The sequence below is a fragment of the Duganella paludis genome, assembly GCF_054461335.1.
In genome coordinates this window covers 2414401-2429315 of record NZ_CM136922.1, presented here as the reverse complement: position 1 = coordinate 2429315, position 14915 = coordinate 2414401, and the positions used below count along the sequence as shown (strand labels likewise).

The 14915-nt window shown below is 63.5% G+C and carries 13 protein-coding genes; 5 read left to right on the top strand and 8 right to left on the bottom strand.

Annotation, left to right across the window (positions count from 1 at the left end; genetic code table 11):
- The first annotated feature begins 23 nt into the window (after positions 1-23).
- Entirely contained in the window at positions 24-704 is a 681-nt protein-coding gene (gene trmB / locus ACXZ1M_RS10955) for a tRNA (guanosine(46)-N7)-methyltransferase TrmB (protein WP_459053998.1), read from the top strand.
- Here the strand turns inward: trmB and ACXZ1M_RS10950 are convergent, their stop codons facing one another.
- From ACXZ1M_RS10950 to ACXZ1M_RS10940, 3 genes are read right to left on the bottom strand one after another with little or no spacing between them, the layout of a single operon-like run.
- Complete coding sequence (locus ACXZ1M_RS10950; RefSeq protein WP_459053191.1) at positions 705-1130, bottom strand: hypothetical protein; 426 nt, start codon at positions 1128-1130, stop codon at positions 705-707.
- Entirely contained in the window at positions 1127-1636 is a 510-nt protein-coding gene (locus ACXZ1M_RS10945; protein WP_459053190.1) for a hypothetical protein, read from the bottom strand. Before ACXZ1M_RS10945 ends, ACXZ1M_RS10950 begins: the two co-directional genes overlap by 4 nt.
- 30 nt (positions 1637-1666) lie before the next feature.
- Entirely contained in the window at positions 1667-3448 is a 1782-nt protein-coding gene (locus ACXZ1M_RS10940; protein ID WP_459053189.1) for an amidohydrolase, read from the bottom strand.
- A 113-nt stretch (positions 3449-3561) separates the two neighbouring features.
- Here ACXZ1M_RS10940 and ACXZ1M_RS10935 point away from each other — a divergent pair, with 113 nt between their 5' ends.
- Positions 3562-4368: an FKBP-type peptidyl-prolyl cis-trans isomerase gene (locus ACXZ1M_RS10935; protein ID WP_459053188.1), complete on the top strand. Its 807-nt coding sequence runs from the start codon at positions 3562-3564 to the stop codon at positions 4366-4368.
- Here ACXZ1M_RS10935 and ACXZ1M_RS10930 read toward each other — a convergent pair.
- Positions 4362-5264, bottom strand: coding sequence for a DMT family transporter (locus tag ACXZ1M_RS10930; RefSeq protein ID WP_459053187.1), 903 nt, complete (start codon positions 5262-5264; stop codon positions 4362-4364). The genes ACXZ1M_RS10935 and ACXZ1M_RS10930 overlap by 7 nt on opposite strands.
- A gap of 103 nt (positions 5265-5367) precedes the next feature.
- Here ACXZ1M_RS10930 and ACXZ1M_RS10925 point away from each other — a divergent pair, with 103 nt between their 5' ends.
- The 3 genes from ACXZ1M_RS10925 (at position 5368) to ACXZ1M_RS10915 (ending at position 7222) form a co-directional block, all read left to right on the top strand.
- Positions 5368-6294 (top strand): AraC family transcriptional regulator, encoded by a 927-nt coding sequence (locus tag ACXZ1M_RS10925; protein WP_459053186.1) that lies wholly within the window; start codon positions 5368-5370, stop codon positions 6292-6294.
- 83 nt (positions 6295-6377) lie between these two features.
- Positions 6378-6767 (top strand): BPSL0067 family protein, encoded by a 390-nt coding sequence (locus tag ACXZ1M_RS10920; protein ID WP_459053185.1) that lies wholly within the window; start codon positions 6378-6380, stop codon positions 6765-6767.
- Positions 6768-6769: 2 nt separating this feature from the next.
- Positions 6770-7222: an STY0301 family protein gene (locus ACXZ1M_RS10915; protein WP_459053184.1), complete on the top strand. Its 453-nt coding sequence runs from the start codon at positions 6770-6772 to the stop codon at positions 7220-7222.
- Positions 7223-7229: 7 nt separating this feature from the next.
- Here the strand turns inward: ACXZ1M_RS10915 and recQ are convergent, their stop codons facing one another.
- From recQ to ACXZ1M_RS10895, 4 genes are all read right to left on the bottom strand, one after another.
- A complete protein-coding gene (recQ, locus tag ACXZ1M_RS10910; RefSeq protein WP_459053183.1) occupies positions 7230-9056 on the bottom strand; it encodes a DNA helicase RecQ in 1827 nt (608 codons plus the stop codon).
- Between the two features lie 27 nt (positions 9057-9083).
- A complete protein-coding gene (locus ACXZ1M_RS10905) occupies positions 9084-9923 on the bottom strand; it encodes an undecaprenyl-diphosphate phosphatase (protein WP_459053182.1) in 840 nt (279 codons plus the stop codon).
- A 287-nt stretch (positions 9924-10210) separates the two neighbouring features.
- The gene (locus ACXZ1M_RS10900) at positions 10211-12607 is read right to left on the bottom strand and encodes a TonB-dependent receptor (RefSeq protein ID WP_459053181.1); all 2397 of its coding nucleotides are present in this window, start codon (positions 12605-12607) and stop codon (positions 10211-10213) included.
- Between the two features lie 107 nt (positions 12608-12714).
- On the bottom strand, positions 12715-14907 hold the full coding sequence (locus tag ACXZ1M_RS10895) for a glycoside hydrolase family 88 protein (RefSeq protein WP_459053180.1): 2193 nt from the start codon (positions 14905-14907) through the stop codon (positions 12715-12717).
- Positions 14908-14915: the final 8 nt, after the last annotated feature.

The window sequence follows — 14915 nt, the reverse complement described above, 5'->3', positions numbered from 1 at the left end:
CTAAAGACGGCCCAGCGCGGCCGATGCTGTACGACCCGACCGAACACCGCATCCGCAGCTTCGTCACCCGTGCCGGCCGCCTGTCGACCGCGCAGGCGCGTTCGCTGGAGGAACTGGGTCCGAAGTTCCTGATCGAGTACACCAAGGCGCCGCTCGATTACGAGCAGACCTTTGGCCGCAAGGCGCCGGTGGTGCTGGAGATCGGCTTCGGCATGGGCGGCACCACGGCGCACATCGCCGGCGTGATGCCGGAGAAGGATTTCATCGGCGTCGAAGTGCATACGCCGGGCGTGGGCAGCCTGCTCAAGCTGATCGGTGAGCAGGGGCTGACCAACCTGAAGGCGATCCAGCACGATGCGGTGGAAGTGCTGAACAATATGATCCCGGACGGTTCGCTGCACGGCGTGCATATCTACTTCCCGGACCCGTGGCACAAGGCGCGTCACAACAAGCGCCGCCTGATCCAGTCGCCGTTCGTCAAGCATCTGGTGCAGAAGCTGGAAGTGGGCGGCTACCTCCACCTGGCGACCGACTGGGAAGACTACGCGGTGCAGATGCTGGAAGTGTTGAGCGCGGAAGAGGGCTTGCAGAACACGGCCGACGGCTATGCGCCGCAGCCGGCCTATCGTCCGCTGACCAAGTTTGAAAACCGCGGCCTGAAGCTGGGCCACGGCGTGTGGGATCTGGTCTTCACCAAGAAGTAATTACTTGAGCAGCGCCTGGTCCAGGCGCTGCATCCACTCGTCGGGCACCGCCTTGGTGCACCACAGGCGTCGATCTTCGTAGATGGGCGCCGACAGCTTGCCGCCGCGCTCGCGGCCCGGCAGGGCATTCCAGCTCATCATGCACGCTGGTTCCTGATTCGCTTTCAAGATCACCAATTGCTGCTTGGCCGGCGTGCTGCGGAAGGTGTGCGCGATGCCGACAGCGGTGAGCGCGCGCTCCACCTTGTCGACAGCGTCGCCGGCCGGCGCACCGCGCTGCGTGTAGTGATGCGGCGGGCGCTCGTTGTAGTGTACGACCAGCGGCGCCGCTGCCGGTTCTGCCGCGCATGCCGCGCCGGCGGCCGCCAGTGCGAGGGCGACCCACGCGGTGCACGCTGCTACGCGGCGGCCGGCGCGTTCCATCATTTCTCCAACGGTTCCACGTCCAGCACCACGACGTACGACAGGCGCTTGCCTTCCCACAGCGCGCCACCGCGTACTTGCGCGTCGCAGGTGCTCGGCTGGCCGACGGCTTCCTGCTTGCGCAGCAGTTCGCGGAACTTGATGGCCGCCTTCTGCGACAAGTAGCCCACCATGCGGCCTTCGATGAACACCGCAACAGCCTCGTTCTCATAGGCGTTGTGATCATCGGGCAGCAGCGTCGCCACATACGACGCGGCCGCCGCCGCATCGCCATGCTCGCCGGCCAGCGCCTTCAATGCCGGCTGATAGCGCGACTCGTTCATCACCTCCACCATGAAGCGACCGCCATCGGTCCAGTGCAGCGCCGGCGCGCTATCCGGCAGCTTGGGCTCATACGCCACGCCACTCGGCAGCGGCAAAGGCTTGGGCTGGTTCGGATTGGTCTTGATGATGGCGTAGACCACCGCCGCCGTGGCGAGGATGATCAACAGGGAGATGGCGAAGGTCATGGCGTGTCTTTGTATGCGAAGGCCGCTATCTTACCGCATGCCCTTGGACTCATAGACCACTTTGCCGCCCACCACCGTCTGCAGCACCTTGATGTTGGCGATGTCCTCCGCCGGTATGATGAAGAAGTTGCGGTCGAGGACAATCAGGTCGGCCAGCTTGCCCACTTCCAGCGAACCGGTTTGCGTTTCCTGGCGCAGCGTGTAGGCGGCGTTGAGCGTGATCGCGCGCAGCGCTGCGGCGCGTGGCAGGCCCGGTTGCGCGGTCAGCGTGCCGGCGTAGTCCTTGCCGGCGTCCGGCGCGGCGGTGCGGGTCACGCCGACTTTCAGCGCGAACCATTCGTCGAGCGGATCGACCGGCCAGTCGCTGCCATAGGCGATGCGCGCGCCGGCGTTGAGCAGCAGCGCCTGCGGCTCGACGATGGCGTAGCGCTGCGGCCCCATGAAGTCCTTCAGCGCGCCCACCGTATCCGGCGCCGGCTTGGCCCACTGGAAGGACAGCACTGGCGTCACATCGAGCTTGGCGAAGCGCGCGTAGTCGGCCAGCGCAACGATTTCGTCGTGCGCCAGGGCGGCACGCACACGCTTGCCTTCCGCCGTGGCGCGCAGGTCTTCGATCGCGTCCAGCGTTTCGCGCACGGCGCGGTCGCCGTCGACGTGGATGTGCGGATCGATGCGGGCGTGCGCCAGTTCATTCAGCGTGGTGCGCAACGCCTCCGGCGAGAAGTAGCTTGCCGGGCCGTTGTGCGGGCCGGGCTGCCAGTCCGGTTTTTCCAGCGTGCCCTTGTTGGCCAGGTAGGGCTCCAGCATGGCGCCGGTGAAGGCGGGCGCCGAGATCACGCCGTCCATGAACAGCTTGGCGTGGCGCACCTGCATCGACGGCGCCACTTTGGTCGGTCCCTGGTCGAACTGCTTCTGCTGCTTGAGCAGTTCCGCCACCGCGCTGTGCGGCGTCGCGCCTTTATCCAGATCGATCAACACCGCGAAATGCGCGCGCGCCGTCAGCTTGCCCTGCTTTTGCAGATCAGTGAAGGCGGTCATGGTTTCCGGATCGGTGTAGGCATCGAGGAAGGTGGTGATGCCTTGCTGGCGCATGGCCGCCAGCGCCGCCTTCGATGCGGCCAGGTTCTCGGCCACTGTCAGCGGCGGCAGCAGGTTCATGGCCAGGTCCTGGGCGGCGTCTTCCAGCAAGCCGGTGGCGTTGCCCTTGTCGTCGCGGGTGATCTTGCCGCCGGCCGGGTCGGCGGTGTCGCGCTCGATCTTGGCTAGCTTGATGCCCTTGGAATTCAGCAGGGCCGAGTGGCCGAAGGACGAACGCACGATGATGGGGCGCGCGGTTTTCAGCGCATCGAGCATGGCGGCGGTGGTTTCCACGCCGTCGGGCTGCATCCCTTGCTGGAACCAGTTGACCACCACCAGCCAGCGATCGGTGCCGGAGCGCTTGTCGTTGTCGATGCAGGCCTGGATGCGCGACTGGAACTGCGCCACCGTCAGCGATTCGTAATTCAGGCTGCAGTTGAGCAGGCGGCTGCCGCCCGATTGCGGGTGCATATGGCCGTCGACCAGGCCGGGCATCAGCATGCGGCCCTGCAGGTCGATCACTTCCGTCTTGCGGCCGGTGTGGGCCTGCACGCCGGCGTCGTCGCCGACATAGACGATGCGCCCGCCGCGCACGGCCAGCGCCTGCTGCACGCTGTCCTTCGCATCCACGGTGTAGACGTAGCCGTTGCGGTATACCACGTCGGCCGGTTTTTCGGCGGCGTGGGCGGCCGACAGCATCAGGGTGACAGCGGCGAGACAGCCAATTCTGGTCATGCGATCCTCTCGGGAATGATACAAACGATTACAAATTCACGGGTCACTTGTAGTTGCCATAAGGTATTGTCTGGCTCTTTATCATTTTGCCACCGTATAAGGATAACTGTTCCATGAAATTGAAATCGTCTTTGATCGCCGCCTGTGTTGTCTTGGCCAGCCTTACCGCTTGCGGAGGCGGTTCCAGCTCCAACGGCAACACGACCGCGCCCGCCGATAACCCGTCCGGTTTTAGCCAGACCGATACCGTGCTGGGCACCGGCGCACTGGCAGGCGGCACCAATATCGTGGGCATCCGTTATACGGCCTGGCTGTACAGCACCGCCGCAGCCGATCATAAAGGCACCAAGATCGACAACAACCTGACCGGCGCGACGCCATATGTGTTCGTGCTGGGTTCGGACGCCGTCTTGAAAGGGCTGAGCCAGGGCGTGAGCGGCATGAAGATAGGCGGGCAGCGCACCCTGATCCTGCCGGCCAGCCTGGCGCTGGGTGCTGCCGGCTCGACCTCGGTGCCGCCCAACTCGGGCCTGGTGTTCGACGTCCAGTTGACCGATGTGCAGGCGTTGGCTGAAGCGCCGGCATTCGGCACTGTCGATACGGTTCTCGGCACCGGCGCCGTTGCTGCCACCGGCAAGACGGCGAACGTCAAGTACAGCGCCTACCTGTACAGCAGCACCGCCGCCGACCACAAGGGCATTCTGGTCGACACCAACGCTACCTCGACCACCAACTTCTCGTTCAAGCTGGGTGGCGGTCAAGTGGTTGCAGGCTTCGATCAAGGCGTGACCGGCATGAAGGCAGGCGGCAAGCGCATCGTCACCATGCCGTCCAAGCTGGCCTATGGCACCACCGGCTCGGGCTCGATCCCTGCCAATTCGGGCATGGTCTTCACCATCGAGTTGATCTCGGTTCAGTAAGACTTCAGCGGCGTAGGGCGGCGCAGCGGCGGCAGAAACGCCAGCAGGTTGCCCGCCAATACCAGCGCCAGGCCCGCCAGGGCCGGCGCTGTCCAGTGATAGCCTTCGTAGAAGGTCGAGATGGTCAGCGCCACGATGGGAAACAATACCGTGGAATAGGCCGCGCGGTCCGGGCCGATGCGGCCGACCAGCATCAAATACGCGGTGAAGCCGATCACCGATCCGGGAATCGCCAGGTACAGCAGCGCGCCGAGATAGCGCGGCGAGGGATCGAGCGCGAACGGCATGCCCAGCGCCAGCGCCGCCACGCCCAACGTGGTGGAGCCAATCAGCATGGCCCAGGCGTTAGTCAGCCACGGGGTCAGGCCCAGGTTCATCGACTGCATGCGGCTCGACAGCAGGTTCCCGCAGGAGAAGCACAGCGTGCCGCCCAGCGTCAGCGCGAGGCCGAGCAGGGTGTGGCTGTCCTGCCAGTGGCCCGCCATCTGCGGCGCGAACAGCAGCACGATGCCGCCCAGGCCGAGCAGCGCACCCGCCATCACCTGCGGCTTGATCGGCCGGCCCATGAAGATGCGGCCGTTGATGGCGTTCCACAGCGGCGCGGTGGAGAACACCACCGCTTCCAGGCCGCTGGTGACCCACTGGCTGGCGTAATAAAAGCACAGGAAGTTAAGACAGAACAGGGCGATCCCCTGCGCGAACAGCCAGGGCCAGGCCTGGCGCGGCGGCCACCATGGCTTGCGCGAGACCAGCAGGATGACCATCAAGATCGCGCTGGCGATCCAGAAGCGGTAGGCGATGGACACCGGCGCTGGCGTCACGCCGAGCTGAAAAGTGATGGCGATCCAGGTGGTGCCCCAGATCAGGACGGTGAGAAGGTAGAGGAAGATATTCATGCCGCCAGCATGCCGGGCGGGCGACGCCGCGACTTGTCTGAAATTGCGCATATCGCCGGCGGCGCCGGCAGCGCGCGGCGGCCCGTGCTAGACTTTCCTCACCATGTCCCCACGTCCCGCCATCGCCAACGCACTTGACGCGCAGCCCTTGCCGCAGGGGGCGTTGTCGCGTTCCGTCTTCAAGACCATGTCGGAGACCGAGGCGGAACTGGAGCGCTTTGCATGGCTGGGGGACGAACTGGCGGTGGCCATCTGGCGGCGCGATACGCCGGTAGCGGAAACCAGCTACGACCATCCGGGCCATCACACCTTGTCGTATTACCTCGATGGCGGGCACGGCACCGAGCGTTCCGAGCTGCCCGGCATCTATGGCGCGCCGAAGCGGCTATGCACTTTGCCGGACTGGCACGAATCGTCGTGGACGGTGCGCGGGCAGATGCACTTCATGCACATCTACTTCCTGCCAGAGCATTTCACGCGGCGCGCGGTGGTGGAATTGGACCGCGAACCGCGCGAGTTGACGCTGGCCGACCGCACCTACTTCGAACATGAACGCATCGGCCAGTTATGCGCGTCGCTGGCGCAGATGCCGTGGGACGGCCCGGACGCGCAACTGCGCGCCAACGAGGTTACCCACGAAGCGCTCAGTCATCTGCTGCTGGCGCAATCGGCGCCGCTGCAGCAGGCGCGCGTGCGCGGCGGGCTGGCGCCGGTGGTGCGGCGGCGGCTGGCCGACTACATCGAAGCGCATCTGGCGCAGAACATCACGCTGGGCGTGCTGGCGCAGCTGGCGTGCATGTCGGAGTTTCATCTGGTGCGGATGTTCAAGACCTCGTTCGGCATGACGCCATCGGCCTGGATCGCCGCGCGCCGCATCGAACACGCGCGCGTGCTGCTCAAGAATGGCGCGCTGCCCTTGCAGCAAATCGCCGACGCCTGCGGCTACGCGGACCTGAGCCACTTCAGCCACCGCTTCCGCGCCGCCCTCGGCGCCTCACCGAGCCGCTACCGCAGCATCGTGCTCGCCTAGTTCCCCCGCGTCTGAGACTGATCAAATTCTCCTTGTTTCCTATGGGCGATAGTGTGCTTTCGCGCTATCAAAAGGAGATTGTCATGCCATACATTTATTCCAAAGTTGTTGATCTTGAGGGCGGGCCCAAGGTGGGAACGCATCAATGTGTCGTTCTTATTCAGCACTACACCAGTGCGGGGCCTGCGAGTGGGTGGCGCCAAGGTGAGGCAGTGTTTGGAAATCAGATGATTCGAAAGGGAACGGCAATCGCAACGTTCAAACATGGCCGCTACCCGAACCAGAAGCACGGAAATCACGCGGCTTTCTTTTTGCGCCAAGCTATCAATGGCATCTATGTTATGGACCAGTGGAACGATAAAAAAAAGCCGAAAATCTCTGAGCGGTTTCTGGAGTCGCTGGGTACCAATAAAGATGGTAGTTTTAAAAATCCGAGCAATAACGCCGATGCCTTCTTTGTGATTGAGCACTGATCATGAAAATTAAACTCAGTGAAGCTCGGCTAATGGCGATGGCAGGTGTGCTCATGGCACCTGCATATGTATTCGCTTCTGATGTAGTTCCTTTGACCTGTCCCGACGTGATTCCTGCTGCGACAGTAAAGGTGGAACTCGTATTAGATAAGTGGGCACCAAGCGTGCTAAGTGATTTTCGACTAAGTTCGGCAGGTTTCAATAATGGCCCGCCTGAAAAACATGCGGATCTTAAGCCATACTCGGTTACCGAGAAAAGACATCGATCCGTTGCCATTTGGCGGTTTGATGGCGACGAGTTTGCCGATGGCTTGTGGCTGGCTTGCTCGTACGGTGGCGTCGCTGGCGAGATCACTTTGGCGCGCAAGCTGCCAAGCGGATATCGCAGCTGTTCGGTTAGCTATAGCCCCAGCCGCAAGGCAGGCGCGCAAGTGATTGAGATCACTTGCCGTTGAATGAGGCTTAGTCGTCCATCTCGTTGATCAAGCTGACGATTTCCTCGCCATAGGAGGCCAGCTTTTTCTCGCCCACTCCCGAGATGCCGCGCAGGTCGTCCAGCGCGGTCGGGCGGGCTTTGGCGATTTCGCGCAGGGTGGCGTCGTTGAAGATGATGTAGGCGGCGACGTTGTGCTCGCGCGCCGTGCCCATGCGCCAGGAGCGCAGGCGGTCGAAGATCTTCTGCTCCTGGCCCGACAGGTCGCTTTCCACATAGCCCTTGGCGGCGCGGCTCGGCTTGGACGCCTTGACCGGCTTCTGGTACTGGCGCAGCTGCACCTTCTGTCCGCCCTTGAGCACCGGACGCGCGGCGTCGGTCAGTTTCAATGAGCTGAATTGTTCATGGTCGACGCTCAAGAGACCGAGCGCGATCACCTGGCGCATGATGGCGCGCCATTCCTGTTCGCTGCGGTCGGCGCCGATGCCGAACACCGACAGCGAATCGTGATGCCAAGTTTTGATGCGCTCCGTCTCCTGCCCGCGCAGCACGTCGATCACGTGGCCGGCGGCGAAGCGCTGGTCGACCCGGTACACGGTCGACAGCAGCTTTTGCACCGGCACCGTGCCGTCGAAGGACACCGGCGGAATCAAACAGGTGTCGCAGTTGCCGCAAGGGCCGGCCTGTTCGCCGAAGTATTCCAGCAGGCGCACGCGCCGGCAGCTCAGGGTTTCGCACAGGCCGAGCATTGCATCGAGCTTGTTGCCCAATACGCGCTTGAAGGTTTCGTCGGCTTCCGATTCGTCGATCATCCGGCGTTGCAACACCACGTCCTGCAGGCCGTAGGCCATCCAGGCGCTGGACGGCTCGCCGTCGCGGCCGGCGCGGCCGGTCTCCTGGTAGTAGCCCTCGATACTTTTCGGCAGATCCAGGTGGCAGACGAAGCGCACATTGGGTTTGTCGATGCCCATGCCGAAGGCGATGGTGGCGCACATGACGATGTTTTCTTCGCGCAGGAACTTGGCCTGGTTGGCCGCGCGCTTGGCGTGGTCCATGCCGGCGTGGTAGGCCAGCGCGCGCACGCCGTTCTCGTTCAGGAATTCGGCCGTCTCCTCGACCTTCTTGCGTGACAGGCAGTAGACGATGCCGCAGTCGCCGCCATGCTCGGTGGTGATGAAGTCCAGCAGCTGCTTGCGGCCGTTGGCTTTCTCGACGATCTGGTAGCGGATGTTGGGGCGGTCGAAGGACGACACGAATTGCGCCGCGTCCTCCAGCTGCAGGCGGTGGACGATTTCGGCGCGGGTCTGCGGATCGGCGGTGGCGGTCAGCGCGATGCGCGGCACGTCCGGGAACTGCTCGTGCAGCACCGACAGCTTGATGTATTCCGGCCGGAAGTCGTGGCCCCATTGCGATACGCAGTGCGCTTCGTCGATGGCGAACAGCGAGATCTTCGAACTCTGGAACAGGTTCAGGCAGCGTTCCGTCATCAACCGCTCGGGCGCGACGTAGACCAGGTCGATCTCGCCGGTGCGCACCAGGCGCTCGATGCGGCTGGCTTCCTCGTAGGTCTGGGTGGAGTTGAGGAAGGCCGCGCGCACGCCGACTTCCTCCAGCGCGTCGACCTGGTCCTGCATCAGGGCGATCAGCGGCGAGACGACCACGCCGACGCCGTCGCGCAGCAGGGCAGGAATCTGGTAGCACAGCGACTTGCCGCCGCCGGTCGGCATCAGGACCAGCGCATCGCCGCCCCCGGCCACATGGCCGACAATTTCCCCCTGGTGACCGCGGAAGGCCGGATAGCCGAAGACGGTTTGCAGCAGGTGGAGCGCGCGTTCGTTGTTGTCCTGATGATTCATGTTACTGCTACTGCTTTTCAAAAGATGTTATTCGGCCCAGACGATAACGCCAGTGTAACCGGTGATCAGCACCAGCAGGCCAAAAGCGATGCGATACCAGGCGAAAACGGTGAAAGTATGCGAAGCGATATAGCGCAACAGCCAGCGCACGCACAGGAAGGCCGAGATGAAGGCCGATACGGTGCCGATGGTAAACATCGGCAGGTCGGCCACCGACAGCAGGGCGCGCGCCTTGTACAAGGAGTAGGCGGAGGCGATCAGCAGGGTCGGAATGCCGAGCAGGAAGGAAAACTCGGTGGCCACCTTGCGCGACAGGCCGAACATCATGCCGCCGATGATGGTGGCGCCCGAGCGGCTGGTGCCCGGAATCAGCGCGAAGGCCTGGGCGATGCCCATTTTCAAGGCATCGAGCGGCGTCATGTCGTCGACCGAATGCACGCGCACGGCGACCGGGTTGGCGGCGGCGCGGCGTTCGACCACCAGGATGATCAGGCCGCCGATGATGAAGGCCAGCGCCACCGGCACCGGCTTGAACAGGTATTCTTTCAGCACATTGCCCAGCACCAGTCCCAGCACGGCCAGCGGCAGGAAGGCGATGCCGATGTTCAGGGCGAAGCGTTGCTGCTTGCGGTCGTGGGTCACGCCGCCCAGCACGGCGGCGATGCGGGCGCGGTATTCCCAGCAGACGGCAAAGATGGCGCCGGCCTGGATGACGATCTCAAACACATTGATTTTGTCTTCCATGCCCTGGAAGCCCAACAGGTGTTCGGTCAGGATCAGGTGACCGGTGGAAGAAATTGGCAGGAACTCCGTGAAACCTTCAACCAGGCCCATGATGATGGCTTTAAGCGCGAGTACGATATCCATGAATTCAGTATTTACACGAGGAAGTTGGGGGGAAAGAGGTAGCGAGGAGGGCGCCGGGGTCGAAGCTTACCATGTTCGGTGCCCAAATCTGTCAATCTGACTCAAGCGTAACGTGCTCTTCATTAAGGCAGAATGAAAAAAAGCCCCCGTAGCGGACTACGGGGGCGGAAGTGCGACCTTGCAGCGGGGTCGCGAGGGAGATGCTCTTTAATCCGGGGTCAGTTCTGCCATTGGTACATGAGCTCGTGTGCGATTGGCAGAACTGACCCCGGAGTGACCCCGGAGTGTTAGAACGTCATGTCGAGGCGGGCGCCGAAGTAGCGTTGGAAGTCGCGCGGCGGCATCCATTCCGTCGTGTTGACCGCGATCGGCGTGTTCGGCGCCTTAGGGCTCCAGGTGCCGTTGGCGATGGCGTTGTTCAATCCGGTCGCGTAGCGCTTGTCGAACAGGTTGTTGACCAGGAAGGTGACCTTGTAGCGGTCCTGCTTGTCCTTCACGCCGAAACTCAGATTGGTGATGGCGTAGGCGCCCTGGATGGTGTTCGGGTCCTGGCTCAGCGAGAACTGGGTGCGGCTCTGGTAGCGCGTGGAGCCGGCCAGGAAGCCGTTGAAGCTGGCCGACGGCAACATCAGGTCGTATTGGCCGCCGAGGTTCACTTTCACTTTCGGCGCGTTCGGCAGGGTTTTGCCCGCCAGGTTTTGCACGAAGGTGTTGTTGTACTTCGGATTTTGCGCGCATCCCGGTCCCGGCGTGCCGGCCGTTCCCGCCGCGTTGATGACGTTGTAGCACGGGCCGTTTTCAAATTCCTGGATGGTGGCTTCGGTGTAGGCGAAGCTGCCGTTCAGTTGCAGCTCGCGCGTGACCCGCACATTGCCTTCCACTTCCAGACCCTGCGTGCGCAAGCCGCCGATGCTGTTCAGGCCGGTGCGGAAGGTGCCATCGTCGTCGAAGAAGCTGGACGATTGCTGGAAGTGCCTGAAATTGGTTCTGAAAAGAGCAACGCTGAACATGGCGCGGTTGTCCCACAGGCTTTGCTTCCAGCCCAGCTCGTAGCTGCGGGCGGTTTCCGGCGCCACTGCCGGCAACTTGGCGGTGGCCGAGGTGAAGCCGGAGGTCAGGTCGTAGGCCTTGCCCTTGTGGCCGGTAGACGCCATGGCGTAGAACATCGCATCCTTGTTCAGGCGATGCTCCAGTCCCAGCTTGTAGGTGCTGCTCTTGTCGTTGTCGGACTTGGTGTAGAACTCGGTCAGGGCCTTGACTTGCGGCGGCACGGTGTAGCGGCGGAAGTTGTAGCCGGTATCTTCGTCGTTGTAGCGGGCGCCGGCGATCAGGCTGGTGTTGGGGCGGAAGTCCCACGAGCCCTGGCCGTAGATGGCTTTGCTGATGTTCCAGGCATCGGCGCCGTAGGCGGTGCCATAGGCCTGGATCAACGGCGCTTTGGTCAGCTCTCGGGTCAGCGCATTCTTGCCGTACCACAGGCCGGCCACGTAGCGGATGGCGCCCTGGTCCGGCGAGGTCAGGCGGAATTCCTGCGTGGTCGATTTGACGTCGAAGAAGCCGTACTGGTACAGGCCGCCCTGCATGCCGGTCGGCTGGCCGTTGGGCAGGAACAGGAAGGGCAGGATGTTGACGTCGGTGTTGTCGTTGTCCTGGTAGTCGTCCATGTGGTACTTGCTGTAGGACGAGATCGAGCTCAGGGTGTGGCCGGCCAGCGCGCCAGCTTCGTCGAAGGCCCAGTCCAGCTTGACGCCGGTGCCGGCGTCGTGGAACTTGCCGCCGGTCGGGTAGTCGTTGCGCACGTCGCGGTTGTCCGGATTGATGTTGATGCCGGCCAGCACCACCGACGGCGGCAGTTGCGGCGCATTGCGGTACAGCGCGCCGGGCGACATCGAGGTGAAGGCGGTCGAGCAGCAGAACTTCTCGGTGCGGTTGTAGTGCGGCGTCAGCGTCAGGGTCAGCTGATCGAGCGGCTGCCATTCGAGCTTGCCGCTGATGTTGTCTCCCTTGCTGCCATTGAGCTTCTTGCCGGTGGTGAGGTTGTTGAGCGTACCGTCGAAGTTGGTCTTGCTGGCCGCCACGCGCAGGCGCAGCGTGTCGGAAACCGAACCACCGGTGCTCACGCCGACTCGCCATTCATCGTCGTTGGTGATGTAGGTGGTGGCGTTGGTCTTCCACGGACCGCCGATGGGCTTGGTGGTGATGTTGATGGCGCCGGCAATCGAGCTCTTGCCGAACAGCGTGCTTTGCGGGCCTTTCAGCACTTCGATGCGGCCGACGTCGGCCAGATCCTTGAAGGCACCGGCCTGCATGCCGAGCGGCACGTCGTCGACGATCACGGCCACATCCGCTTCCACGCCGATGCCCAGCGAGAAGGTGCCGATGCCGCGCATATTGATACTGAAGTTGCCCGGCTGGGTGCCGTAGGACAACGTCAGCGCCGGCGACAGGGCCGGCACGTCTTCCAGGTCGCGCACGTTGGCGCGCTGCAGGACGGCGTCGCTCAGCACGGTGATCGAGGCCGGCACGTCCTGCAGGTTCTGCGCCCGCTTGTTGGCGGTGACGATGACCGATTCGAGCTTGCCATTGTCAGTGGACTGCGCGGCGGCGGCGCCGCCCAGCAGGGTGAGGGCGACTGCGGCCGTGATGTGCCGCAGCTTTGGTTGGTGAGGTTTGTTCGCTTGCATGTGGTGTCTCCAGTCTTATTGTGTGGTGCTTCAACTAGTTTGTGGTAGCGCTTCCATACCAGGGTTAAAAAAACCGCCGGTCGCCACGAGGACGGCCGGCGGCACGTTTATTTGATGCTGACTTTGAGCGGCTCCTTGAGCTTTTGCGTGTAGCCGCGCACGTAGGCGTCCCAGGCGGCGGCGTCGGCGAAGTCGCCGCTCTTGCTCCAGCCGGCGCCGAAGTAGTAGACGTAGGGCTGGCCCGGTTGCGCCGTGCCGATCGCCAGTTGCTGCTTGTCGATCACCTCGAAGGATTTGACGCCGGCCGGCAGGATCACGCCGCAGCCGGTGCTGCCATCGTCGCCGTGCGCCGGTTCCCAGTAGGCCGCCCAGCCGCCGGCTGCGTCGGTGGCGTACTTGCCCTCGCCGTCGCGCTGGACGATGCCGACACCGACCGCCAACGGCGCCTTGCGATTGCTGGCGTAGCGGGTTTCAACGCGGGTCATGTTGGAGCCGGCATCGATCGAGAAGCGCTTCACTTCCGACACGGTGCGGCCGTTGCCGACCGCGAAACCGCCGTAGGTCAACTCGAATACGGAACGCAGCGGGCCGTCGGCGATGACCTTGTAGTTGGTGAAGTTGGACGAGTTGTGCAGCTTGCCGCCATCGACGATGGTGGTGCCGCCGCAGCCACGGCTCTGGCCCACGCTGTAGTAGTCCAGGCCTTCGCCCAGGTCGTGGTGATACTCGCCGCGCTTGTACCACTTATCGATTACCGGCGTGCGCACCTTCTTCACCCAAACATCCACGCCGCTGCTGATCAACTGCTCCTTTGGATCCTTGATGATGGCGGTGCCGTACACGCGATGCGCGGTGCGGTCGCTCTCCCAGGCGAAATCGTCCAGGCGCTCCGGCACGAAGCGGGCGTGGGTTTTTACGTCGGCCGGCGGCACGGCAGCCAGGCGGTCGCCCGGCAGCACCAGGTAGCGGCGCGTTTCGCCGGCGGCCAGATTCACCGGGAACAGGATTTTTTTACCAATCACCTGCGAGTTGACGATGGCAGAGGTGGCGGCATCCATCACCACCGGCTTGCGCAGGCCGGCGGCCAGCGATGCTTCCGCCAGTTCGTCGCCGCGCACGCCGCTGGTAGGATTGGCCACGCTCACCGTCTGCAGCTTGGTCTTGTCCAGCACCGCCATGCGATACACCTCGCTGCCGGCCAGCAGGAAACCGCCCACGCCATACACTTCGGTGAGGTTGTCGTCGAAGACCTTCGGCGCCAGGCCGATAGGCTGCACGTGGGTCAGTTTGCCGTCCGCCTGGACGTTGGCGATCAGCGCGCTCCACGCCTTCTGCACGGCGGGCTTGAAGGCCTTGGCGTCGAGCAGGCCCTGGTTCACGCCCCATGCGAAGGCGTAGGTGTACAGCGCCGAGCCGCTCGATTCCTTCATCGGGTAGGTGGCGGGATCGAGCAGGCTGGCACGCCACAAGCCGTCCGGCTGCTGCAGCGTGAGCAGCTTGGCCGACATCTCCTTGTACTGCTGGACGAAGCGCGGACGTTCCGGGTGATTCTCCGGCAGGTATTGCAGCACGCGCACCAGGCCGCCCATCACCCAGCCGTTGCCTCGGCTCCAGTAGACCTTCTTGCCGTTGGCTTCGCGCTTGTCGAAGTAGTTGGAGTCGCGGAAGTAGAGGTGCTCTTCCTTGTCGTACAGGTAGTCCGAGGTCACCCACCATTCGCTGATGGCGAAGTCGAGGTAGCGCTGGTCGCCGGTGATGGCCCACAGGCGCAGCCAGGCCGGCGGCGCCATATACAGCGCGTCGCACCACGACCAGCGGTCCTGGTTGCCCTTGACGGTGAACTCCAGCGTGCCGGTGCGGCGGTTGGCCAGGATGTCGTCGAACGCTGCGCGCAGCGGCGCGATCATCTTCGGATCGCGCGTTTGCAGATATAGCTCGGCGTAGGTCTGGCCGACGATGTGATCGTCCGCGTGGTAGTGGTTGGGACCGAGGTTCCAGTTGTTCTTCTCGCCCATGGCGATCATCGCATCGCGGTACTTGCTGCTGCCGGAGATGTTCGCCAGCGCCATGATGCCGTTGTAGCCGACCGCCTGGGTCCAGTCGTCCGGACGGTGCTTGCTCGGGTTGGCGAGCTGCCAGTCCGCCACGCTCTCCATGGCCGACAGCACGGCCTTGGGATTGATGGCGGCCGACGGCGCCGCAGCTTGCGCGGCAGGCGCTTCGGCGGCAACAGCGGGTACGGCTTGATACATGGCGGCCAGTGCGGCCAATACAGCAATACGCAGATGCGACGACATCATGTGCTTTG

Bases quoted from the DNA above. Each gene is read 5' to 3' on its own strand.
- trmB (WP_459053998.1), top strand. From the start codon at position 24: ATGCTGTACGACCCGACCGAACACCGCATCCGCAGCTTCGTCACCCGT.
- ACXZ1M_RS10950 (WP_459053191.1), bottom strand. From the start codon at position 1,130: ATGATGGAACGCGCCGGCCGCCGCGTAGCAGCGTGCACCGCGTGGGTC.
- ACXZ1M_RS10945 (WP_459053190.1), bottom strand. From the start codon at position 1,636: ATGACCTTCGCCATCTCCCTGTTGATCATCCTCGCCACGGCGGCGGTG.
- ACXZ1M_RS10940 (WP_459053189.1), bottom strand. From the start codon at position 3,448: ATGACCAGAATTGGCTGTCTCGCCGCTGTCACCCTGATGCTGTCGGCC.
- ACXZ1M_RS10935 (WP_459053188.1), top strand. From the start codon at position 3,562: ATGAAATTGAAATCGTCTTTGATCGCCGCCTGTGTTGTCTTGGCCAGC.
- ACXZ1M_RS10930 (WP_459053187.1), bottom strand. From the start codon at position 5,264: ATGAATATCTTCCTCTACCTTCTCACCGTCCTGATCTGGGGCACCACC.
- ACXZ1M_RS10925 (WP_459053186.1), top strand. From the start codon at position 5,368: ATGTCCCCACGTCCCGCCATCGCCAACGCACTTGACGCGCAGCCCTTG.
- ACXZ1M_RS10920 (WP_459053185.1), top strand. From the start codon at position 6,378: ATGCCATACATTTATTCCAAAGTTGTTGATCTTGAGGGCGGGCCCAAG.
- ACXZ1M_RS10915 (WP_459053184.1), top strand. From the start codon at position 6,770: ATGAAAATTAAACTCAGTGAAGCTCGGCTAATGGCGATGGCAGGTGTG.
- recQ (WP_459053183.1), bottom strand. From the start codon at position 9,056: ATGAATCATCAGGACAACAACGAACGCGCGCTCCACCTGCTGCAAACC.
- ACXZ1M_RS10905 (WP_459053182.1), bottom strand. From the start codon at position 9,923: ATGGATATCGTACTCGCGCTTAAAGCCATCATCATGGGCCTGGTTGAA.
- ACXZ1M_RS10900 (WP_459053181.1), bottom strand. From the start codon at position 12,607: ATGCAAGCGAACAAACCTCACCAACCAAAGCTGCGGCACATCACGGCC.
- ACXZ1M_RS10895 (WP_459053180.1), bottom strand. From the start codon at position 14,907: ATGATGTCGTCGCATCTGCGTATTGCTGTATTGGCCGCACTGGCCGCC.